Source organism: Flavobacterium erigeronis (genome assembly GCF_054075165.1).
In genome coordinates, this window is the sequence record NZ_JBSKGP010000010.1 from 1 (window position 1) to 19,505 (window position 19,505).

General features: G+C 33.3%; 22 protein-coding genes. 10 read left to right on the forward strand and 12 right to left on the reverse strand.

Going from position 1 to position 19,505, the window contains the following annotated elements; genetic code table 11:
• Positions 1 to 160: 160 nt before the first annotated feature.
• The 4 genes from gloA2 to ACWA1F_RS18745 form a co-directional block, all read right to left on the reverse strand.
• Positions 161 to 550, reverse strand: a complete 390-nt coding sequence (gloA2, locus tag ACWA1F_RS18730) for an SMU1112c/YaeR family gloxylase I-like metalloprotein (RefSeq protein WP_456895875.1) — start codon at positions 548 to 550, stop codon at positions 161 to 163.
• Entirely contained in the window at positions 550 to 1,125 is a 576-nt protein-coding gene (locus ACWA1F_RS18735; RefSeq protein ID WP_456895877.1) for a sugar O-acetyltransferase, read from the reverse strand. The genes gloA2 and ACWA1F_RS18735 overlap by 1 nt, the downstream gene beginning before the upstream one ends.
• A gap of 3 nt (positions 1,126 to 1,128) precedes the next feature.
• Entirely contained in the window at positions 1,129 to 1,587 is a 459-nt protein-coding gene (locus tag ACWA1F_RS18740) for a YciI family protein (protein WP_306156055.1), read from the reverse strand.
• 160 nt (positions 1,588 to 1,747) lie between these two features.
• Entirely contained in the window at positions 1,748 to 2,206 is a 459-nt protein-coding gene (locus ACWA1F_RS18745; RefSeq protein WP_306156054.1) for a DinB family protein, read from the reverse strand.
• Between the two features lie 140 nt (positions 2,207 to 2,346).
• On the opposite strand from ACWA1F_RS18745, the gene ACWA1F_RS18750 reads away from it, so the two are divergent.
• From ACWA1F_RS18750 to ACWA1F_RS18790, 9 genes are all read left to right on the forward strand, one after another.
• A complete protein-coding gene (locus ACWA1F_RS18750) occupies positions 2,347 to 4,512 on the forward strand; it encodes a TonB-dependent receptor (RefSeq protein ID WP_456895880.1) in 2,166 nt (721 codons plus the stop codon).
• A 260-nt stretch (positions 4,513 to 4,772) separates the two neighbouring features.
• Positions 4,773 to 5,180 (forward strand): DUF2141 domain-containing protein, encoded by a 408-nt coding sequence (locus ACWA1F_RS18755; protein ID WP_456895882.1) that lies wholly within the window; start codon positions 4,773 to 4,775, stop codon positions 5,178 to 5,180.
• Positions 5,181 to 5,228: 48 nt separating this feature from the next.
• Positions 5,229 to 5,849, forward strand: a complete 621-nt coding sequence (locus ACWA1F_RS18760) for a hypothetical protein (protein ID WP_456895884.1) — start codon at positions 5,229 to 5,231, stop codon at positions 5,847 to 5,849.
• Between the two features lie 19 nt (positions 5,850 to 5,868).
• Complete coding sequence (locus tag ACWA1F_RS18765) at positions 5,869 to 7,206, forward strand: 2TM domain-containing protein (RefSeq protein ID WP_306156050.1); 1,338 nt, start codon at positions 5,869 to 5,871, stop codon at positions 7,204 to 7,206.
• Complete coding sequence (locus ACWA1F_RS18770) at positions 7,206 to 7,529, forward strand: 2TM domain-containing protein (protein ID WP_306156049.1); 324 nt, start codon at positions 7,206 to 7,208, stop codon at positions 7,527 to 7,529. The genes ACWA1F_RS18765 and ACWA1F_RS18770 overlap by 1 nt, the downstream gene beginning before the upstream one ends.
• Positions 7,510 to 7,839, forward strand: a complete 330-nt coding sequence (locus ACWA1F_RS18775) for a 2TM domain-containing protein (RefSeq protein WP_306156048.1) — start codon at positions 7,510 to 7,512, stop codon at positions 7,837 to 7,839. Before ACWA1F_RS18770 ends, ACWA1F_RS18775 begins: the two co-directional genes overlap by 20 nt.
• 2 nt (positions 7,840 to 7,841) lie before the next feature.
• The gene (locus ACWA1F_RS18780) at positions 7,842 to 8,153 is read left to right on the forward strand and encodes a 2TM domain-containing protein (protein WP_306156047.1); all 312 of its coding nucleotides are present in this window, start codon (positions 7,842 to 7,844) and stop codon (positions 8,151 to 8,153) included.
• A 14-nt stretch (positions 8,154 to 8,167) separates the two neighbouring features.
• Positions 8,168 to 8,551, forward strand: a complete 384-nt coding sequence (locus ACWA1F_RS18785; RefSeq protein ID WP_456895887.1) for a 2TM domain-containing protein — start codon at positions 8,168 to 8,170, stop codon at positions 8,549 to 8,551.
• A 40-nt stretch (positions 8,552 to 8,591) separates the two neighbouring features.
• A complete protein-coding gene (locus ACWA1F_RS18790) occupies positions 8,592 to 9,359 on the forward strand; it encodes a LytR/AlgR family response regulator transcription factor (RefSeq protein WP_456895889.1) in 768 nt (255 codons plus the stop codon).
• A 289-nt stretch (positions 9,360 to 9,648) separates the two neighbouring features.
• Here the strand turns inward: ACWA1F_RS18790 and ACWA1F_RS18795 are convergent, their stop codons facing one another.
• From ACWA1F_RS18795 to ACWA1F_RS18805, 3 genes are all read right to left on the reverse strand, one after another.
• On the reverse strand, positions 9,649 to 10,674 hold the full coding sequence (locus tag ACWA1F_RS18795) for a COX15/CtaA family protein (RefSeq protein WP_456895891.1): 1,026 nt from the start codon (positions 10,672 to 10,674) through the stop codon (positions 9,649 to 9,651).
• Positions 10,675 to 11,035: 361 nt separating this feature from the next.
• The gene (locus ACWA1F_RS18800) at positions 11,036 to 12,466 is read right to left on the reverse strand and encodes a CCA tRNA nucleotidyltransferase (protein ID WP_456895893.1); all 1,431 of its coding nucleotides are present in this window, start codon (positions 12,464 to 12,466) and stop codon (positions 11,036 to 11,038) included.
• A 14-nt stretch (positions 12,467 to 12,480) separates the two neighbouring features.
• Positions 12,481 to 12,855 (reverse strand): GxxExxY protein, encoded by a 375-nt coding sequence (locus ACWA1F_RS18805; protein WP_456895895.1) that lies wholly within the window; start codon positions 12,853 to 12,855, stop codon positions 12,481 to 12,483.
• A 536-nt stretch (positions 12,856 to 13,391) separates the two neighbouring features.
• Here ACWA1F_RS18805 and yaaA point away from each other — a divergent pair.
• Positions 13,392 to 14,150: a peroxide stress protein YaaA gene (yaaA, locus tag ACWA1F_RS18810; protein ID WP_456895897.1), complete on the forward strand. Its 759-nt coding sequence runs from the start codon at positions 13,392 to 13,394 to the stop codon at positions 14,148 to 14,150.
• 188 nt (positions 14,151 to 14,338) lie between these two features.
• Here the strand turns inward: yaaA and ACWA1F_RS18815 are convergent, their stop codons facing one another.
• The 5 genes from ACWA1F_RS18815 to ACWA1F_RS18835 all read right to left on the reverse strand — a co-directional run bounded on the left by ACWA1F_RS18815 (position 14,339) and on the right by ACWA1F_RS18835 (position 19,446).
• Positions 14,339 to 15,925: an MDR family MFS transporter gene (locus ACWA1F_RS18815; protein ID WP_306156041.1), complete on the reverse strand. Its 1,587-nt coding sequence runs from the start codon at positions 15,923 to 15,925 to the stop codon at positions 14,339 to 14,341.
• Positions 15,926 to 15,930: 5 nt separating this feature from the next.
• The gene (locus tag ACWA1F_RS18820; RefSeq protein WP_306156040.1) at positions 15,931 to 17,010 is read right to left on the reverse strand and encodes an HlyD family secretion protein; all 1,080 of its coding nucleotides are present in this window, start codon (positions 17,008 to 17,010) and stop codon (positions 15,931 to 15,933) included.
• Between the two features lie 12 nt (positions 17,011 to 17,022).
• A complete protein-coding gene (locus ACWA1F_RS18825) occupies positions 17,023 to 18,342 on the reverse strand; it encodes a TolC family protein (protein ID WP_456895900.1) in 1,320 nt (439 codons plus the stop codon).
• Positions 18,332 to 18,961 (reverse strand): TetR/AcrR family transcriptional regulator, encoded by a 630-nt coding sequence (locus ACWA1F_RS18830; protein WP_306156038.1) that lies wholly within the window; start codon positions 18,959 to 18,961, stop codon positions 18,332 to 18,334. Before ACWA1F_RS18830 ends, ACWA1F_RS18825 begins: the two co-directional genes overlap by 11 nt.
• Positions 18,962 to 19,179: 218 nt before the next feature.
• On the reverse strand, positions 19,180 to 19,446 hold the full coding sequence (locus tag ACWA1F_RS18835; RefSeq protein WP_456895902.1) for a hypothetical protein: 267 nt from the start codon (positions 19,444 to 19,446) through the stop codon (positions 19,180 to 19,182).
• Positions 19,447 to 19,505: the final 59 nt, after the last annotated feature.

Below are 19,505 nucleotides of genomic sequence, written 5' to 3' on the forward strand. Positions count from 1 at the left end.
CGAAGGAGAAATCTTCACAAGTAACTCCACAATTAAAATCGCCAATCTTTGTAGAGCTTCTTGCGGAGATTTCTCCTTCGTCGAAATGACAAACTGTCTGTTTAATTGTTTGTTTTAAATAAAAACTTAGTGCCTTAGCGCCTTAGTGGCTAAAAAAAACTTAACGCTCATAAAACTCAATTGGCAGTAAATCTGGATCGGAGATGAAAGTGAAGCGTTTTTCAGTTGTTTCATCAATTCTAATAGGCTCCGATTCTATTTCTTTTGAATTCAGAAAATCTATAGTTTCTTCCAAATTAATTACTTCAAATGCCAAATGGCGAAGTCCAACAGCTTCAGGTCTTGAAGGTCTTTGCGGCGGATTTGGGAATGAGAATAATTCGATTGCATAAGAACCATTTAAAGCCAAATCTAATTTATAAGACTGGCGTTCTTCGCGGTAAATTTCTCTAATTATGGTTAAACCTAAAATCTGGGTATAGAAATATTTCGATTTTTCATAATCGGAACATAAAATGGCAATATGGTGGACTTTATTGAGGGTAAGCATTATTTTTTGGATTCAGATTCTTGATTTAATTTTCGAATAACTTTTGCAGGATTTCCAACGGCAAGTGAATTGTTTGGGATATCTTTTGTCACAACAGATCCAGCTCCAATAACACAGCCTTTTCCAATCGTAACTCCAGGACAGATCACCGAATTTCCGCCAATCCAAGTGTCGTCTCCAATCGTAACGGGATAAGCATTTTCTAAAGTTCTTCTCAATTCAGCGTCAAGCGGATGATGTGCTGTATAAATTTGAACATTTGGCGCTATGAAAACATTGGAGCCAATAGTTACAGGAGCGCAATCTAAAACGACACAATTCACATTAAAATAAACGTTGTCACCTGCAAAAATATTATACCCATAATCACAGTGAAACGGCGGTTCAATATAAAAACCAGCTCCAGTATTGGGAATCAGTTCTTTAAGGATTTCTTTTGCTTTTTTGGTAACTCGATATTCTTTTACATTTAAAGTATGCAAAAGGTTCTTTGCGGCACGGCGTCCTTTAACTAATTCTGGATCAAAGGCATTGTAGTATTCGCCAGAGATCATTTTTTCTTTTTCTGATTTCATATTTTACATTTTCGTCTTGGCAATTTTGTCATGAATTTTTACAGTTTCCTGTAGTGCTGCGGTGCAATACCAAGGCGTTAATTCGGCTTCAAGTAAATTGGCTTTAATGGCAGGATCTGTGGCAACAAGCGCTTTCGCTTCTTCTACAGTTTCTACATTAAAAACATAAATGCCGCGATAATTTCTATCGTTTTTCATAAAAGGTCCGGCAACAACTAGCTTTCCTTCTTTAGCCAATTTATTAATATTTGCCATGTGGCCTTCAAAAAGTTTTTTGGTTTCTTCTTTAGAAGCCGTTGTATTGCTTCCAGATTTTAAAAGACAAAAAACATATTTCTTCATTCCGTATTCGTCGGCATGGAGAGATTTGGCTAAGGCTTCATCGTATTTTACTTCAGTTTCTTGTGAAAAACCAATTGTGCTGAAAAATAGAAATGCTAGAATAAAAAGTGAGGTTTTCATATAAATGTTTTTTTATTTTTAACACATAGAAACATAGTTTAAAAGCGTAGTAAAGGCATTTCATTTCCATACATTCACATAGACTATGTGTAAAATCTAGATTTTTAAATATTCTTTTCTGAGAAATAAAAAATCTATGTTTCTATGTGTTTCAATTGAACTAAACCAGTTTCTTCAAAATAACAATCTGCCCTAAATGATACACATCATGCTGAATAATTCCGTGTATGTGTTCGTAATACGTATGACCATTATTAACGTAGATTTTAGCTAAATCTTCATCATTAAAATTTTCGAAAAAAGCAGTCCAAGAATCTTGGGATTTTGCTAAAGTCTGAAGAGATTGTTCCCAAGCTACTTCTGAAGGATCCAGAACAGGAACAAAATAATTATGGTCTGGCGTGATAATCACTTCGCCCTGCATGCGTTCTAAAATATTTCTTCTCCATTGTATCAAATGGTTTACAATTTCCCAGATTGTATTAAGATTCGGATTGGCTTTTTTGTAAGCCTGTTCTGCAGTAACATTTTTTAAGGTATCGGCTAGATTAACTTCTAGCCAAGGATTTCCGTTATAGATGGATTGATATAAATTTGAGATTCTTTTACTTTCTGACATAAAATGATGATTTTGGAATTCCAAGCTAAGATACAAATTAGTCATTTACAACTCATCCTCGAAATTCTACAATTGGGTTATTATATATTTTTTAACGTTTATGGTTGAAATACATTTGCTTCATCAAAACCAAAGATGACATGAAAACCAAATTATTTTTTACCCTTAGTTTTTTATTTTTTACGGCATTAATTTTTGCTCAGAACACTATTTCAGGAAAAGTCGTAGATCAAAAAGGAAAACCAGTTGCGGGTGCAAACATATATATTGACGGAACTTACGACGGAGCAACGAGTTCTGAAACGGGAGATTTTTCTTTTGAAACTACAGAAACAGGAAACAAATTTTTAGTGGTTAGTTTTTTACTTTTCGAAACTTACAAACAAGAAATTGATGTTGCCAATTATAAAGATCAAACAGTAAAACTGAGAGAAAATGTAAACGCGTTGGATGCAGTTGTAATCACGGCTGGAACTTTAGAATCTGGAGACAAGGCAAGAGTTTCGGTTTTAAAACCTTTAGATATTGTAACCACAGCAGGTTCTGCTGGAAATATTGTGGCGGCATTGCAAACTTTGCCAGGAACGCAGAGTGTGGGTGAAGACGGACGTCTGTTTGTACGTGGAGGAGAGGCAAGCGAAACGCAAACTTTTGTGGACGGAATTCGCGTAGCACAGCCATACGGAGCAACAACGAATAACTTGCCAACTAGAAGCCGTTTTTCTCCTTTCTTGTTTAGCGGGATCGCATTTTCTACAGGCGGTTATTCTGCAGAATACGGAGAAGCTTTATCTAGTGTTTTACTTTTGAATACGAATGATGATGAAGATCACGAAAAAACAGATATCGGATTAATGACGGTTGGTTTGAGTTTAGGAAATACGCAGAAATTCAAAAAAAGCACTTTGAGCGTAAACATGGCTTACATTAATCTGGCGCCGTATCAAGCGGTGATTCCACAAAACGTAGATTGGAACAATCCGTATCAATCGCTTGGAGGTGAAACGGTTTACAGATATAAATTCACAAATGGAGTTTTTAAATTGTATGCTTCATTCGATTCTGAAAAATTCGATTTAAATCAGAAAAACATCAACTTCGAAAATCCGATTCGCACTGACATGAACAATAATAACTTCTATTTGAATTCTTCTTATAAAGGAAGTTTCGGAACAGGTTGGACGTTAACTTCTGGAGTGAGTTACGGTTATAGCAAAAACAAATTGAAATATGATATTACTGGAATTGACGCTCAAGAAAATGCGTCTCAATTGAAACTGAAGTTAAGCAAGAAATTTTCGAACTATTTTAGATTGTCTGCCGGAACAGATTATTTCATTACAAAATACAATGAAAATGTAGCTGATAATATTTCGCTTGACGTAACAAATGGTTATAATTCTAACATTTTTGCGGCTTATACAGAAGGAGATATTTCATTTTCTAAAAACTTAGCTTTAAAAGTTGGTTTGAGATTTTCGAATAATAGTTTGTTAAACGAAAACAATATTGCGCCAAGAGCTTCATTAGGATATAAAGTTTCAAAAACAAGTCAGTTCTCTTTTGCTTACGGAGATTTTAGCCAAACTCCTGTTGTTGATTATATTAAATATTCGAAATACCATCAGTTTGAAAGCGAAAAAGCACAGCATTATATTTTAAATTACACCTTTACAAGACCTGGTCAGACGCTGAGAGCTGAGGCTTATTACAAAGATTACAGCAATTTAGTTCAATACGATACGAGAGATATTCAATACAATTCGGTTTTTAATAATAACGGATCAGGTTACGCAAAAGGATTGGATATTTTTTGGAGAGACAGCAATTTGTACAAAAACTTAGAATATTGGATTTCATACTCTTATATCGATTCAGAAAGACAATACAAGAATTTTCCAAACATGGCAACTCCAAGTTTTATTGCCAATCATAATTTATCGGTTGTAACCAAATATTTTATTACAGACTGGAAATCACAGATAGGTTTTACAAATAGTTTTAGCACAGGACGTCCGTACAACGATCCAAATCAGACGCAGTTTATGAATGGAAAAACAAAATCGTACAATAGCTTGAGTTTTAACTGGGCGTATTTATTAACAACGCAAAAAATCCTTTATTTCTCCGTTTCAAATCTTTTAGGAACGCAAAACGTTTTCGGTTACGATTATGCTAAAACCCCAGACCCAAGCGGAGTATATCAAAGACAAGCGGTAGTGCCAACAGCAGACAGATTCTTCTTCGTAGGTTTCTTCTGGACGATTAGTCAGAATAAGAATGAGAATCAGCTGAAAAACCTGTAGGTTTTTCAAAGGTTCTAAGGTTCTGAGAGGCTAAGCTTCTAAGTTTTTTTCTTAGTACCTCAGTAGCTTAGCACCTTAGAACCTCAGAAAAAACAATTCAGTAACCAAAATCAACAACTCAGTATCATTTAATTTTAAAACACTAAAAACCAGTATACTTTTGAAGAGTAAATTAAAAGGAACAAAGAAACAAAGTGACAAAGAAACAAATCTTAGAACCTTAGCATCTCAGAACCTTAGAACCTTAAAAAAAAATAATCATGACCAAAATTATTACCATAACTATTTTATTTATCTGCAGCTTAATGTCTGCACAGAATGTGAAACTGACTGTTGCTGTTTCAGGATTGAAAAATGATACAGGAAACGTTAAAGTAGGATTGTACAATTCAGAAGGGACATTTCTTAAAACAATTTACAAAAGCCTTTCTTCAGAAATTAAAGACAATAATGCCGTTGTAACTTTTGATAACCTTCCTGCGGGAGTATATGCCATTTCAACTTATCATGATGAAAACAGCAACGGAAAACTGGACAGAAACGCAATGGGAATTCCGTCTGAAGAATATGCAGCTTCAAACAATGCAAAAGGATTTATGGGACCTCCTTCGTATAATGATGCTAAATTTACTGTGAGTAAAGATTCAAAAATTGAAATTACATTCTAATAACATATAACTAATCCATATAAAAACAACCATTTAATTATTTATAAAATGAAACAAATCATCACTTTAATCGCATTATTTATAGTAGGAATAAGTTCAGCTCAAACGCAATTTGAACAAGGAATGAACAAAGCTTTCGGACTTTGGAAAGAAGGAAAAAACACTGAGGCTTCTGCTTTATTTGAAAGAATTGCCGCTGCCGAAAAAAACAGTTACCTGCCAAATTATTATGTAGGCTTAATAAATTCATTGGCCGTTTTTACTGAAAAAGATAAAACAAAAATCGACTTGCTATTGACAAAAGCTCAAGATGCTGTTGATGTTGAAATGATTAAAGATCAAAGCAATTCAGAATTGTATGTTTTACAAGCTTTAATTTACACAGGATATGTTGTGGCAGACCCAATGACAAACGGAATGAAATATTCTGGTAAAGTAATGGAAGCTTACGCGAAAGCAAAAGCATTAGACCCAACAAACCCTAGAGCGGTTTTTGGTGAAGCAGATTATCAGTTGGGCGGTGCAAAATGGACAGGAGTAGATACAAAACCTTTATGTGCGCAAGTTGATAAATCTATCGAACTTTTTAATAATTTTAAACCAGCTACGCCATATTCTCCAAAATGGGGATTAGAAAGAGCGTTAGAAATTCAAAAAACTTGTAAATAATTTAATAGTTATAAGCCTCATGATATTAAAACCCAATTTGTTAAAAGCATGTTTAGTTGGAGGAATAGTATTTTTATTTTCTTTTCTAATTCGATTTGCTTCTTTAGGAACTGCAGTTTTCAATAAGAATCTTTCTATTTATTTCTTGTACTGCATGCTTTACAGTGTGGTTTTGTATATCGTAAACGTTGTTCTTTTTGAGTTTTTAGATAAAGTTTTCAAGGCAAATCCTTATTCCATAAAGAGAATTGTAATAGGTTTTGTAAGTTCATTTTTCATATCGATGATCATTATTGGTGTATTGCGTTTGTTTACAAGTGTAATAATCGAGAATAAGACCATCATAGGTTTTCTGGCAAATGAAAAGGCAGAAAATTATATAGAATCTGCAGTTATGACCTTTATTGTACTGCTTTTTTTTCATGGACTTAATTTTTATAAACTCTATCAGGAAAACAAAGTCACGCAGCAAAAGATTATCGCAGGAACGGCAAATGCCAAATTTGAGAGTTTAAAAAACCAGATCGATCCGCATTTTCTTTTTAATAGTTTAAATGTTTTAAGTTCTTTAATTGAGGAGAATCCAGATAATGCACAGCGTTTTACCACTTCATTATCTAAAATTTACCGCTATGTTTTAGAACAGAAAGATAAAGAATTGGTTTCGGTTGAAGATGAATTGTCATTTGCAAAAACGTATATGAATCTGTTGAAAATGCGTTTCGAAAATAGTTTGTTCTACGAATTGCCAACAGAAAACATCAATCCAGAAGCCAAAGTGGTGCCGCTTTCTTTACAGCTTTTGCTAGAAAACACCGTAAAGCACAATGTGGTAAGCGAGCAAAAACCGCTTCATATTAGAATTTTTATTGATGGAGATTACTTGGCGATTCAGAACGATCTTCAGAAAAAAGAAGTTTTGCAGGACAGACAAGGTGTCGGACTGCAGAATATTGTAAATCGATACGGAATTATAACCGACAGAAAAGTGAAAGTTCAGGAAGATGAAAAGAATTTCACCGTTAGGATTCCGATTTTAACCAAACAAATTGCGGTTATGGAAATGAGTGCAGAATATACCGACGAAGCAAAAGCTTATTATAGAGCCAAAAAAAGAGTAGAAGAGTTAAAGGGATTTTATGGAAATGTAATTTCATATTGTTGTGTAATTCCGTTTTTGATTTTTATCAATCTAAGATTTTCACCGCAATTTCAATGGTTTTGGTTTTCTGCTTTAGGCTGGGGGTTTGGAGTTGCCATGCATGCTTTTAAGGTTTTTGGCTACAGCTCAGATTGGGAAGAAAGAAAAATTCGTGAGATTTTAGAAAAAGACAACAAACAAAAAACGTGGAAATAATGGAAAAAGATTTCACAGAAGCAGAGCGTTATTATGATGCCCAGAAAAAAGTAAAAGAAATAAGAGGGTTTTACGAGCATTTGACTGTGTACGTTTTATGCAATCCGATTGTAATTGTTGTCAATTATATGACTTCTCCAGAATATCTTTGGTGGGTATGGTCTGTAATGGGATGGGGAATGGCAATCGTATTGCATGGATTAAAAGCTTTTGAATATCCGCCTTTTTATAATAAAAAATGGGAACAGAAAAAGATTCAGGAAATTTTAGAAAAAGAAAACCAAAAACGACTTGAAAATAATCATGGAAACAAATTTGAGTAATGATCAGGAAGAAACAATTCTAAAAGAATTGGCAAGTAAAAAAGTAATTCAGCTGAAGTATTTTTACAAACATTTGTTCATTTACACTATTGTAATGCTTCTTTTTCTTTTAAAAGAATACACAAATCTTCCCGTTAATTTCATTCCGATAAAATATTTAAATTGGGTAGTTATGATTATCTGGTCGGCTGTGGTAGCAGGTTCTGCAATAGATTTGTTTGCTTCGACTAAAATATTTGGGCAAGAATGGGAAAAGCGTAAAATGAAAAGCATTCTAGAAAAAAAATATAAAAAACAAAAATGGGAATAATTATGGAAAGGAATTTAAGCGAAGAGGAAAAATATATCCAAGCCAAAAAGAAGGTTGAAAACATTAAGGGATTTTACGGAAATCTTCTGGCTTTCGTATTAGTAAATGCAATTTTAATCTTTATCAATTTATACACATCGCCAAGTTATTTATGGTTTTTCTGGCCATTGCTGTGGTGGGGAGTTGGCGTTCTTTTTCACGGATTAAAAGTTTTTGAAGTTTTTCCAGGAATGGGTAAAGAATGGGAAGAAAGAAAAATCAGGGAGTTTATGGAAAAAGAAAAAGAAAAACAGAATAAAAATAAGTGGCAATAATTTAAAATATAGTTATGGGACGTTTTAGAAGAAATAGATACGAAGATTATACAAGCCAGCATTTTGGAGCAGAATATACGAATGACGAAAGTTACAATGCAGCTTATAAAAGAGTAAAGAAACTTAAAGGGTTTTATTCTCATGTGAAAATTTACATTATCATAAATATTATCATCATTATATCCAGTTTAACCCGATCTAGTTTTACTAGAGGAATTGATTTTAGCGGTTTATCTGAATGGCATACGTATTCGACTGCATTTTTCTGGGGAATTGGTTTAGCGGCTCACGGATTGTCTGTTTTTGGTTCTGATCTGTTTTTCGGTCAAGACTGGGAAAAGAGAAAAATTCAAAAATATATGGAGAAAGACGCCGCAAATAAAAATAAATGGGAGTAACTTTGAAATACTATTTTTTCTAAATTTTACAATCGAGTAAATGATCACATTAATTATAGAAGACGAAAAACCAGCGGCAAGATTGCTGCAAAGAAAGCTTGAAAAATTAGATGTAACCGTAGAAACCATGCTTCACTCTGTTGAAGAATCGGTAGAATGGTTCTCTAATAATCCGCATCCCGATTTGATTTTTCTGGATATTCAGCTCTCAGATGGTTTGTCATTCGAAATTTTTGAAAAAATAGACATTAAAAGCGCTATCATTTTTACAACGGCTTATGATGAATATGCGTTAAAGGCTTTCAAACTAAACAGTATCGATTATCTTTTAAAACCAATTGACGAAGATGATCTGGAAACGGCTGTTGCCAAATTTAAATCACGTCTTCCAAAAGCCAGTGCAGAAACTTCAAACTTACATCTGGATTTTGAACAGATTCGCCAGATGCTGTCAAATCCGTTTGAGAAAACCTATAAAAAGAGATTTACCGTAAAAATCGGGCAGCACTTAAAAGTAATTACGACAGAAGAAATCGAATGTTTTTTTAGTGAAAACAAAGGAACTTATATTCATACCTACGACAATCGCGATTATTTAATCGATTCGACTTTAGAGATTTTAGAACAGGAATTAGACAAAAAGGATTTCTTTCGCGTAAGCAGAAAATTTATTGTTCCGCTAAAAGCGATTAAAGAAATTCAGGTTTATACCAATTCACGTTTAAAAGTTATTCTTCCAACTTACAAAGAAGATGAGGTAATTGTAAGTCGAGAAAAAGTTCAGGATTTTAAAAGCTGGCTGGGATAGTTTTTTTTAATGTGAAATGTAAAATGTAAGATGCAAAATGTGCATTATAATTTCAACGGATTAAAATCCGTTGCTACAATATTTTTGCCATTCCTACGGAATTTCTTTTTAGATTAAATTATTCAGTTGAAAAAGAACCATCGGTTCGACCAATATTGTAGCCCCGGATTTTAATCCGGGGGCGAAGGGTATCAAAATCAAAAGAGAGCCATCGGCTCAATTCATATAAAAACAGATAAAAAAAACAGCCGATTATTATCGGCTGTTTTTCTATTTAAATATTTCAAGATTATTTGCTCAATCTGTGCAATGTATACGTCATAGCACTCAAAAGGAAAAATGCCATAATCTGGTGAATTAGTCCTAAAGCCAATGGCACACTGTATAATAAAGTGAAAACGCCCAATAAAAATTGAATAAAAACAAAAATTACTAAAGTTTTGATTCCGTTTGCTTGAGTATGCGTAAGCGTATATTTTTTGCTTTTGAAGAAAAGGAAAAGAATAATGGCAACCACTACATAAGCGAAAGTTCTGTGCACAAACTGAACACCGCTTTTTCCTTCAATTAAATTCTTCACTAAAGTCGATTGTTCAATAAAAACAGATTCGTGAATAAACTCGCCATCGCTCATTAAAGGCCAGTGATTGTGAATTAATCCTGCATTTAAACCCGCTACAAACCCGCCGTAAATAATCTGGATTAATAAAGCTACTAAAGCATAACGGGCAATATTTCGTAGAGGTAAAATTTTATTGATATTTCTCTCAGGGTAAATTAAATCTAATGCAACCCAAAGTGTATAAGCAAAAGTGATAAAAGCAAAAGTTAAGTGTAATGAAAGTCTAAAATGGCTCACATCTGGATTATCGATTAATCCGCTTCTTACCATAAACCAGCCTAAAAATCCTTGGAAACCTCCCATTGCTAGAAGCACAATACATTTTTTGATTGTATCCGTATCTAATTTCTTTTTAGCTAAAAAGTAAACAAACGGAACAAAGAAAACCAAACCGATAATACGACCGATAAAACGGTGAAACCATTCCCAGAAATAAATGAATTTATAATCTGCCAATTGAAAATCGTTATGAATATTGATTTTCTGATATTCAGGAAACTTTTTGTATTCGTCAAAAGCAGCTTGCCATTTGGCTTCAGTTAGAGGAGGGAAGGTGTCGGTTACCAAATGCCAGTCGGTCATTGATAAGCCTGAATTGGTTAAACGGGTGATTCCGCCCACGACAACCATTAAAAATAATAATACGCAACCTGATAGTAACCAAATGATTACTGATTTATTCTGTGTTTTCATTCTTTTCCGATTAATTCGATTTCGTTGATTTTGCTTTTTCTTTCTCTTCTTTTTATATAAAGTTTTAATGAAGTAAAGTTTACTATGATATTGCTAGATAAGATAACTATCATAATGATTGTTCTGTATAGATAGCTTTCTATATTAACTGTTATTTTAAAATAATCAATTAAAACTATATTTTGAAATAGTGCAGCTATAATCATTATAGTGGATACGGAAACAATACTTATTAAAAAAAAGAAGATTTTATATTTATAGTGGTTATTATTAGTTCTATTGATTTTACGAATAAAAATAATATTAGTTGCTAAAACTATTATTACTAGAATTATTAAAAAAATAGCACCTAAAATGTCCATTACTTCTTAAGTGTCAGATTTAATTTCTCAGCTCTCTTAATCACAAAATCGTAAGCTGCTTGATATTCGTTTGGAATAACGCCTTCTAGAATAGCTTCTTTTACCGCCTCTTTCAAAACTCCGATTTCGCGTGAAGGTTTCAACTCAAACATTTGCATAATTTCTTCTCCCGTAATTGGCGGTTGAAAATTACGAACATGATCGCGTTCTTCGACTTCAACAATTTTCTTGCGAACTACTTCGAAATTTTTATGATATTTCTTAAACTTCGCAGGATTTTTAGTTGTAATATCGGCTTCACATAAAGTCATTAAATCCTCAACATCCTCGCCGGCATCAAAAACCAAACGACGAACCGCACTGTCAGTTACAATATCTTGTGCCAAAACAATCGGACGCGAACTCATGATAACCATTTTCTGAACGAATTTCATTTTATGGTTTAAAGGCATGTGTAAACGTTCGAATATTTTTTTAGCCATTTTTCCGCCCAGAAATTCATGACCGTGAAAAGTCCATCCTTGTTTTTTGGTGAAACGTTTTGTCGGCGCTTTTCCAATATCATGCAATAAAGCCGACCAGCGCAGCCAAACATCATCAGTATTTGGACAAATGTTATCGACAACTTCTAGCGTATGATAAAAATTGTTTTTATGCGTATGACCTTCAATTTCTTCCACCTGATTCAACGCTGTCAATTCAGGTAAAATGATATCCAGAAGCCCCGTTTTGTATAAAAGTAAAAATCCAGTCGAAGGTTTATCTGTCAAAAGAATTTTGTTCAATTCATCGACAATTCTTTCGCCAGAAATAATCTTGATACGATCTGCATTTTTTGTAATTGCATTCAATGAATTTTCTTCAATTTCAAAATTCAGCTGTGTAGCAAAACGAATCGCACGAAGCATGCGCAAAGGATCATCAGAATACGTAATGTCTGGATCCAAAGGTGTTTTGATTGTTTTATTTTCTAAATCTTGCAGACCGTTAAAAGGATCTAGCAGTTCTCCAAAATTATTTTCGTTTAACGAAAGAGCAAATGCATTGATTGTAAAATCACGACGGTTCTGATCGTCTTGAAGCGTTCCGTTTTCCACAATCGGATTTCGGCTGTCGCGGGTGTAAGATTCTTTTCTTGCACCAACAAATTCAATATCCGTATCTTCAAAACGAAGCATTGCGGTTCCGTAAGTTTTAAAAACCTGAACTTTTGGTTTGTTCGGAAGTAAATCAGAAACCTTAAGCGCCAGTTCGATTCCGCTTCCAACAGCCACAACGTCGATGTCTTTTTTAGAACCTCGGTTTAAAAGTAAGTCACGGACAAATCCGCCGATTACGTAAGAGTCAACGTTTAATTCCTTAGAAGCTTTCGAAATAATATCGAAGATTTTGTTTTGTAAAGCAGATTTATAGTTTGTTTGTACAGCCACGAATTCACTAATTTTTATAAAATAATACGTTTGTGTTCTAGTGAGGTAGAATTGAAGTTTGCCAAAATAGCTAAATGATTTTTGGAAACTTTTAAATAATTAAGACATTGCGAAATGTATTTTGGATGTAGAAAATCGCTTGATTTTATTTCAAGTATTATTTTATCAAACAAAACAAAATCAGCATAAAATTTGTGATCTAATATTATGTCTTTATAATTTACCAAATATTCTTTTTCTCTTTCAAATGGAATATCGGCTTTCTTAAATTCATATTCTAAAGCATCTTTATATACGATTTCAGAAAAACCTCCACCTAAATTTCTATGAACATCAAATAAAATTCCCATTATCTGATAGCTTTCCTGCTGATACAATATTTTTGTCATGATCTAAATTTTTCCGCCACGAATTCACGAATTTTTCTAATTAATTTTAAAAAAGTTAATTCGTGAATTTGTGGCTATTATTTAGAATACAACTTTCAATTTTTGTATTGAAAATGTTTTTGGAATTTTATGGTTGCAAATTTACAACATAGAAAATGCCTTTTATAATCTATTGTTGACTTTTTTGAATAAATTCACAATTTTTCATTTGAATTTTATGAAAATGTAAAATGAAAACAATTCATGATTTTTTTTTCGCCACGAATTCACGAATTATTTTTAATTAATTTTTATGAATTCAGGTTGTGAATTGGACGAATTAATTTGAAATTATACTTAAAGATTGAAAAAATAATTAGAGATTAAGATAAACTAGAATTTTTGCCACGAATTCACGAATTAATTTTAATCATTTCGAATAAATTAGAGTAATTAATTACACGAATTTATTCGAAATTGGACTCAAAGATTGGGAAAAATAATTCGTGAATTCGTGGCGGAAAAATAGTATTTTTGAATCACTTAAAAATGCACAAATGAAAATTGTTATATCGCCAGCGAAGTCATTAAATTTCGAAAAAGAATTGCCTACAAAACAACATACAGAACCAGCTTTTCTAAAAGAAGCAAGAATCGTTCATAAAGTAGTGAAAACAAAAAAGCCAGCAGAATTATCAGAGTTAATGTCTATTTCAGACAAACTAGCCGATTTAAATTGGAAAAGAAATCAGGAATGGAAAACACCTTTTACTCCAGAAAATGCGCGTCCAGCAGTTTATACTTTTGATGGAGATGTTTACACAGGCTTAGATGCTTATACCATTCCGTTAGAAAAATTAGATGCTTTGCAAGATAAACTAAGAATTTTATCTGGACTTTACGGACTTTTGAAACCGCTTGATTTAATGCAGGCGTACCGTTTAGAAATGGGAACCAAAATGCCAGTTGGCGAATCTAAAAATCTGCACGAGTTTTGGAAACCGACAGTAACAAAGGCTTTAAACAAAGAATTGAAAAAAGACGAGTTATTCGTGAATTTAGCCAGTAACGAATATTTTTCTGCTGTTGATGTAAAAGCTCTAAAAGTTCCTGTAATTACGCCAGATTTTAAAGACTACAAAGATGGAAAATTAAAAATGATCAGTTTCTTTGCGAAGAAGGCGAGAGGCATGATGGTTCGTTATATAATCGATACCAATGCAGAAACGATTAATGATTTAAAAGGTTTCAATTACGAAGGATATCAGTTTGATGCGAATCTTTCTAAAGGAAATCATTTGGTTTTTACTCGTTAGAACGTTGTCTAGTTCAAAGGGGCAAAGTGACAAAGCGACAAAGGTTCTTAAAGAATCGTAGATTCGAACAATTTTGTAGGCAGGGATTTTAATCCCTGCAGATTTAGCAGATCAAATTGAAATAAAAAAAATAAACGCCGAATTCTAAATTGAATTCGGCGTTTTTGCGTATTATAAAATTATTATTATTAATGCATTGCGTCGGCTGCACTAATTTTGTTCTTCCCTTTTTTGATAAAGAGAATAATCGGTATGCAACATAAAAACATAATCCCTAGGTAAAGGAAAATATCCATATAAGCCATTACAGTACTTTGCTTCATTATAGAGCCTTCTATAGCTTGATATGCTTTTTTCAAAGCGACATCTGCACTATAACCCTTTGCCATGAAGGCGTGCTGCATTCCTGCAATACGCTGTTGTACCTCAAACTTGGCAGGATCTAAATTATTAATTAAATCTACTCGGTGTGACTGGCTGAAACGTGTAATGAAAGTGGTAATAATCGCAATACCAAAAGATCCGCCTAACTGACGCATCATTCCTGTAAATGCAGCTCCTTCACCAATTTGTTTTCCTTTCAAAGTAGATAGAGAAAGCGTTGTAATAGGCACGAAAAGCAATCCTAAACCAACCCCTCTTAATATTAATGGCCAATACATATGTTCAACTCCCGTATCAGGCGTCATGCGGCTATACATCATAAAAGTAAAGAAGAAGAAAACTAAAAATCCAACTCCAACCATATATCCCTGCGGAACTCCTTTCTGGATCATATTACCAACAAATGGCATCATGATCGCCGTTGTAATAGATCCCGGAATTAATAATAGACCTGCGTCTGTTGCGGTCCATCCTAAAATAGACTGTGTATAAATCGGAATAATTAATGTTGATCCATATAATCCGAAACCAAGAATAAAACACATTATGGTTCCAATTCTTAAGTTTCCATCTTTTAAAACACTCAAGTTTACAATTGGATAATCATACGTAAGTTCTCGCCAAATAAAAAGAACCAATCCCAAAACGGTTACAACACTTAACGCTACAATTGTAGAATCATTAAACCAGTCATCTTGCTGTCCGTGTTCCAATACGAATTGTAAAGATCCGATAAAAGCGGTCAACAATATAATTCCCCACCAGTCAACCTGATTGGCTTTTAATTTCTCACCATATTTTGGACTTTTCACAAATGTTAGAGCCAAAATCGTTGCAATAATTCCCAACGGAATATTGATGTAGAAAATATAAGGCCAAGAATAATTATCAACCAAATATCCTCCTAAAGGCGGACCAAGAGTTGGACCAACAATTACACCCATTCCGTAAATCGCCTGTGCCATTCCACGTTTTGCTACGGGGTAACTTTCTGTAATAATAGTTTGGGCTGTTACTAGAAGCGCTCCACCGCCCATACCTTGTACGAATCGAAAAGCGACAAGTTCCCATATATTTGTGGCATTACCACACAAGAAGGAACAGACCGTAAATACTATGATCGAAGCCACAAAATAATTACGTCGTCCAAATTGCTGTGATAGCCAGCTCGTCATCGGAATTACAATAACATTCGCAATTGCGTATGCTGTAATTACCCATGCCACATCGGTCAAGGTAGCACCAAGACTTCCGCGCATGTCTGTTAGCGCTACGTTTACAATCGTCGTATCAACAATTTCCAGCAATGCACAAAGTACTGCGGTAATCGTAATGATAACACGTCTGAAACCGTATTCTACTAAATCGTCATCTTGTACTGCTGTAGCCATTTATTTTATTTCAAATGTACATCTACATCAACATTCATTCCTGGTCTTAAAAGTTTTACTTTTTCAGGATCGTTTGATTGATCGATGGTGATTTTTACTGGTAACCTCTGAATTGTTTTTACGAAGTTTCCTGTTGCATTGTCAGGAGGTAATAATGAAAAACGAGATCCTGTTGCTGGAGAGAAAGAAGATACAGTACCTTTAAACTCATAGTTTGGATAAGCATCTACTTTTAAGCTTACTTTTTGTCCCACAACCATTTTGTTTAACTGTGTTTCTTTAAAGTTAGCTACAACCCAAGCTTCATTATTGTTAATGATGTAGAACAAAGATTGTCCTGGCTGAACTAATTGTCCTGGCTGAATATCAACTTTAGAAACCTGACCGTCAATTGCAGCTGTAACTACAGTATAAGAAAGGTTTAAGTGCGCAACATCAAGCATTGTTTTCGCTTTTTTAATGTTTGCAGCAGCAACTTCTGTTTGTTTGTCAGAAACTTTAGATTTTGACTGAATAACCGATTTTTGGTAAGAAGTAGCTTTTTGTTGTTGTTCTAAAACACGAACTTGATTTTCAGCTTCTTCTTTTGCAGTCAAAGCTTGCTCATATTGCTGTTTTGTAATTGTATGCGTTTTGTACAAGTTGTTGTAACGGTTATAATCGTTTGTAAGCTGTCTCAATCTAATTCTTGCACTTTCGATAGAACCACTTGCAGATCTCATTTGAGCATCTGAAACAGAAATACTTGCATAAGCACTTCCGATATCTGCTTTTGCAGCTTCAAATTGACCTTCAGCTCCTAATAAAGCAGCGTTAGCCTCATCAATCTTTAATTGGTAATCTCTCTTATCAATTGTAAATAAAGTATCTCCTTTTTTTACATAATCATTATCTTTCACATATACTTTGCTGATATATCCTGATACTCTCGGGATAATCGGATTCATTCTTTTTTCGATTTGAGCATCATCAGTTTCTTCGTGTGCTTGAGCGTGTAAGTATTTAGATATTCCGTAAGTTCCGCCCACTAAAACCAAAACGGTTAGTATGATGATGAATTTTTTATTTGTCTTTTTCTTTTCCATGAGAGCTATCGATTATATTTTAGAAAGATTGAATGATTGTGATAATTGTCCTGATACTGAAAGTAATTCGTAATATTTTTGAATAATAGTGGCTTTAGATAAAGCAGTTTGAATTTTGGCATTTAAATGTTCAACGTCAGCTTCTACCAAATCGTTGGTGTCAGATAAACCATTGTCAAACTTATCTTTTACTAATCTGTAATTTTCTGCCGCTTGCTGAAGCGCTTCATCATAAACAACACTTTGATTAATAGCTAAGTCATAATCTTCAATAGATTTCTGAACTTCAACTTTAATACGATCCGTCATAATTGCTTCTGTGTTTTTTACTTCCAAAGCTCTACTTTCTGCTTCTTTAACATGCACATTGTTTTTTAGAATTCCTGATAAATCATAAGATAATCCGATTCCAAAATTCATAGCATATTTTACAGTTATGATATCTTTCAGATCCAACGCTGTATAACCACCAAGTAATGAGATTGCTGGATAATATCCTGCTTTTGCAATTTTTACATTAGCTTCAGAAGCTTTGCTTTGCAATCTTATTGCTTCTAAATCTTTTCTGCTTTCAAGTGCAACAGCATCAGATGTTATAGTGTTGCTTGTTTTCAGATTAAAGAAATCTTGCTCGTTTACCTCAATTTTTACATTAGGATCTAATTTAAGCAAAGTAGTTAGGTAGTAATTGATGTTATTAATATTATTATTAGCTTCATCGATAGATAATTGCGTTTTAGAAACTAATAATTGCGCTTTTAATAAATCATTTCTCGGAATAATTCCGTTTTTCTCCAACTCTGTAAAATCGGTAACACGCTGTTTCGCACTTTTTTGATTTTCGTTTAAAACATCTAATGTTTTTTGAGCTTTGTACAGTGCTGTGTAATAAGTGATTGCTTTTAAAGCTACATCCTCTTTCGTTTTTGCCGCATTAGCAGTTTCTGCTTCGTACATTCCTTCATAAGCATCTATGCTGCTTTGAATTTTAAAACCAGCAAAAATTGGAAGACTTAAGTTTGCCATTCCCAACATTGCACGGTCTGGAGATGCTAAAGAAGCGCTTTCTCCTTGATTTGGCATATCAATAGAAGCTTTTGTAAGACGCTGGTATTGACCAGAAATTTTAAGATCTGGATACTGATTGTTTTTTACAGTTTTTAATTCGTATTTTTTTGTGTTTACCTTAGTGTTGGCAAGCGTAACTTCATTACTCTTTTCCCAAGCCATTTGCACGGCTTCGCCTAAGGTTAAACTTGTTTTTTCTTGTGCCTCAATTGAAGATATTCCGATAAAGAAAACTCCAAAGAGCATTAATTGACTAATTTTCATAAACAAGTAGCGCTTTTATAGTTTGTTGAATGTGCTTTGTGAGATCGTTTTTAATGTAATTGTTAAACATTTCTTCTGTTTTTAAATCCAATAATTCTTCGAAGAAAGAGCGATTCATGTGAAAGTGAAAAAAGGTTCCAATAATGGTTGGCGTTATAAGTTGGATATTAATATCTTTTCTAATAACTCCTTGAGCTTGCCCTTGTTTGATAATGCTTTCAACAGATTTTAAATTTCCTTTTTTAAGTTCTGTAAAAGCATTTAAGCTTTTTTCTCTTTTTTTTGCGTTAAGTTCAAAATGTAAAACCCTGTAAATCCCTTTGTTAAGGCAAATTCTACTAATGTAAATTTCGATTAATTTATTGACTTTTTCAAGAGGCTCAAGATCTTCTTGTAATAAATTTTCGAGTTGTAGTTTTAAATCAACGGTTTTGTAGAGAATTAGAGCTTCCAAAAGCCTTTCCTTTGAACCAAAATAATACGAGACCATGGCAATGTTGATTTTTGCCTCTTTTGAGATATCTCGTATCGATGTACCTTCAAATCCTTTTTCAGAAAACAGCTTTTCTGCGACTTCAAGAATCTGAATTTTTTTGTCGTTTAATTCGATGTTGGACATGGTATTGTTTCTAATCGGATGCAAAATTAAACACTTGTTTAATTTAAACACTTGTTTAATTTTATTTTAACACAATATTAACATAAAACGGTTTCGATATTTTGGAGCAAAAAAAAGCTGAAACAGTTGTTGTTTCAGCTTTTTGTATAATTTTGTCATTCCAAAGAATAGAAACTTCTTCAATTAAATTGAAATTTTAACCCGTCTAAAAAGATGTTTTAATGAATTCGAATGTATCTATATATTTTTTTATCCGTACTATGTAGTAATTCCATTTCTGAATCATTCAACTTTAATATTTCATAGTTAAATAAATTTCTTTTCCCATACTTTATTTTAATAATGTTTTTTTCTAAAGTATAATTAGCGATGTTTTTTTCGATAATTTTTTCGTTTGAAATTAATTCTAGGATTAATAAATTATCCTTTGTGAAAGTTGTTTTGTCTTCAATGTTTTTACCAGTCGTATCTACTAAATCCTTCATTTTCCAACTTCCAATTAATTTGTTAGGTTGAATTTTTTGGCATGAACTAATTGATGTAA

Bases quoted from the DNA above. Each gene is read 5' to 3' on its own strand.
- gloA2 (WP_456895875.1), bottom strand. From the start codon at position 550: ATGCTTACCCTCAATAAAGTCCACCATATTGCCATTTTATGTTCCGAT.
- ACWA1F_RS18735 (WP_456895877.1), bottom strand. From the start codon at position 1,125: ATGAAATCAGAAAAAGAAAAAATGATCTCTGGCGAATACTACAATGCC.
- ACWA1F_RS18740 (WP_306156055.1), bottom strand. From the start codon at position 1,587: ATGAAAACCTCACTTTTTATTCTAGCATTTCTATTTTTCAGCACAATT.
- ACWA1F_RS18745 (WP_306156054.1), bottom strand. From the start codon at position 2,206: ATGTCAGAAAGTAAAAGAATCTCAAATTTATATCAATCCATCTATAAC.
- ACWA1F_RS18750 (WP_456895880.1), top strand. From the start codon at position 2,347: ATGAAAACCAAATTATTTTTTACCCTTAGTTTTTTATTTTTTACGGCA.
- ACWA1F_RS18755 (WP_456895882.1), top strand. From the start codon at position 4,773: ATGACCAAAATTATTACCATAACTATTTTATTTATCTGCAGCTTAATG.
- ACWA1F_RS18760 (WP_456895884.1), top strand. From the start codon at position 5,229: ATGAAACAAATCATCACTTTAATCGCATTATTTATAGTAGGAATAAGT.
- ACWA1F_RS18765 (WP_306156050.1), top strand. From the start codon at position 5,869: ATGATATTAAAACCCAATTTGTTAAAAGCATGTTTAGTTGGAGGAATA.
- ACWA1F_RS18770 (WP_306156049.1), top strand. From the start codon at position 7,206: ATGGAAAAAGATTTCACAGAAGCAGAGCGTTATTATGATGCCCAGAAA.
- ACWA1F_RS18775 (WP_306156048.1), top strand. From the start codon at position 7,510: ATGGAAACAAATTTGAGTAATGATCAGGAAGAAACAATTCTAAAAGAA.
- ACWA1F_RS18780 (WP_306156047.1), top strand. From the start codon at position 7,842: ATGGAAAGGAATTTAAGCGAAGAGGAAAAATATATCCAAGCCAAAAAG.
- ACWA1F_RS18785 (WP_456895887.1), top strand. From the start codon at position 8,168: ATGGGACGTTTTAGAAGAAATAGATACGAAGATTATACAAGCCAGCAT.
- ACWA1F_RS18790 (WP_456895889.1), top strand. From the start codon at position 8,592: ATGATCACATTAATTATAGAAGACGAAAAACCAGCGGCAAGATTGCTG.
- ACWA1F_RS18795 (WP_456895891.1), bottom strand. From the start codon at position 10,674: ATGAAAACACAGAATAAATCAGTAATCATTTGGTTACTATCAGGTTGC.
- ACWA1F_RS18805 (WP_456895895.1), bottom strand. From the start codon at position 12,855: ATGACAAAAATATTGTATCAGCAGGAAAGCTATCAGATAATGGGAATT.
- yaaA (WP_456895897.1), top strand. From the start codon at position 13,392: ATGAAAATTGTTATATCGCCAGCGAAGTCATTAAATTTCGAAAAAGAA.
- ACWA1F_RS18815 (WP_306156041.1), bottom strand. From the start codon at position 15,925: ATGGCTACAGCAGTACAAGATGACGATTTAGTAGAATACGGTTTCAGA.
- ACWA1F_RS18820 (WP_306156040.1), bottom strand. From the start codon at position 17,010: ATGGAAAAGAAAAAGACAAATAAAAAATTCATCATCATACTAACCGTT.
- ACWA1F_RS18825 (WP_456895900.1), bottom strand. From the start codon at position 18,342: ATGAAAATTAGTCAATTAATGCTCTTTGGAGTTTTCTTTATCGGAATA.
- ACWA1F_RS18830 (WP_306156038.1), bottom strand. From the start codon at position 18,961: ATGTCCAACATCGAATTAAACGACAAAAAAATTCAGATTCTTGAAGTC.
- ACWA1F_RS18835 (WP_456895902.1), bottom strand. From the start codon at position 19,446: ATGAAGGATTTAGTAGATACGACTGGTAAAAACATTGAAGACAAAACA.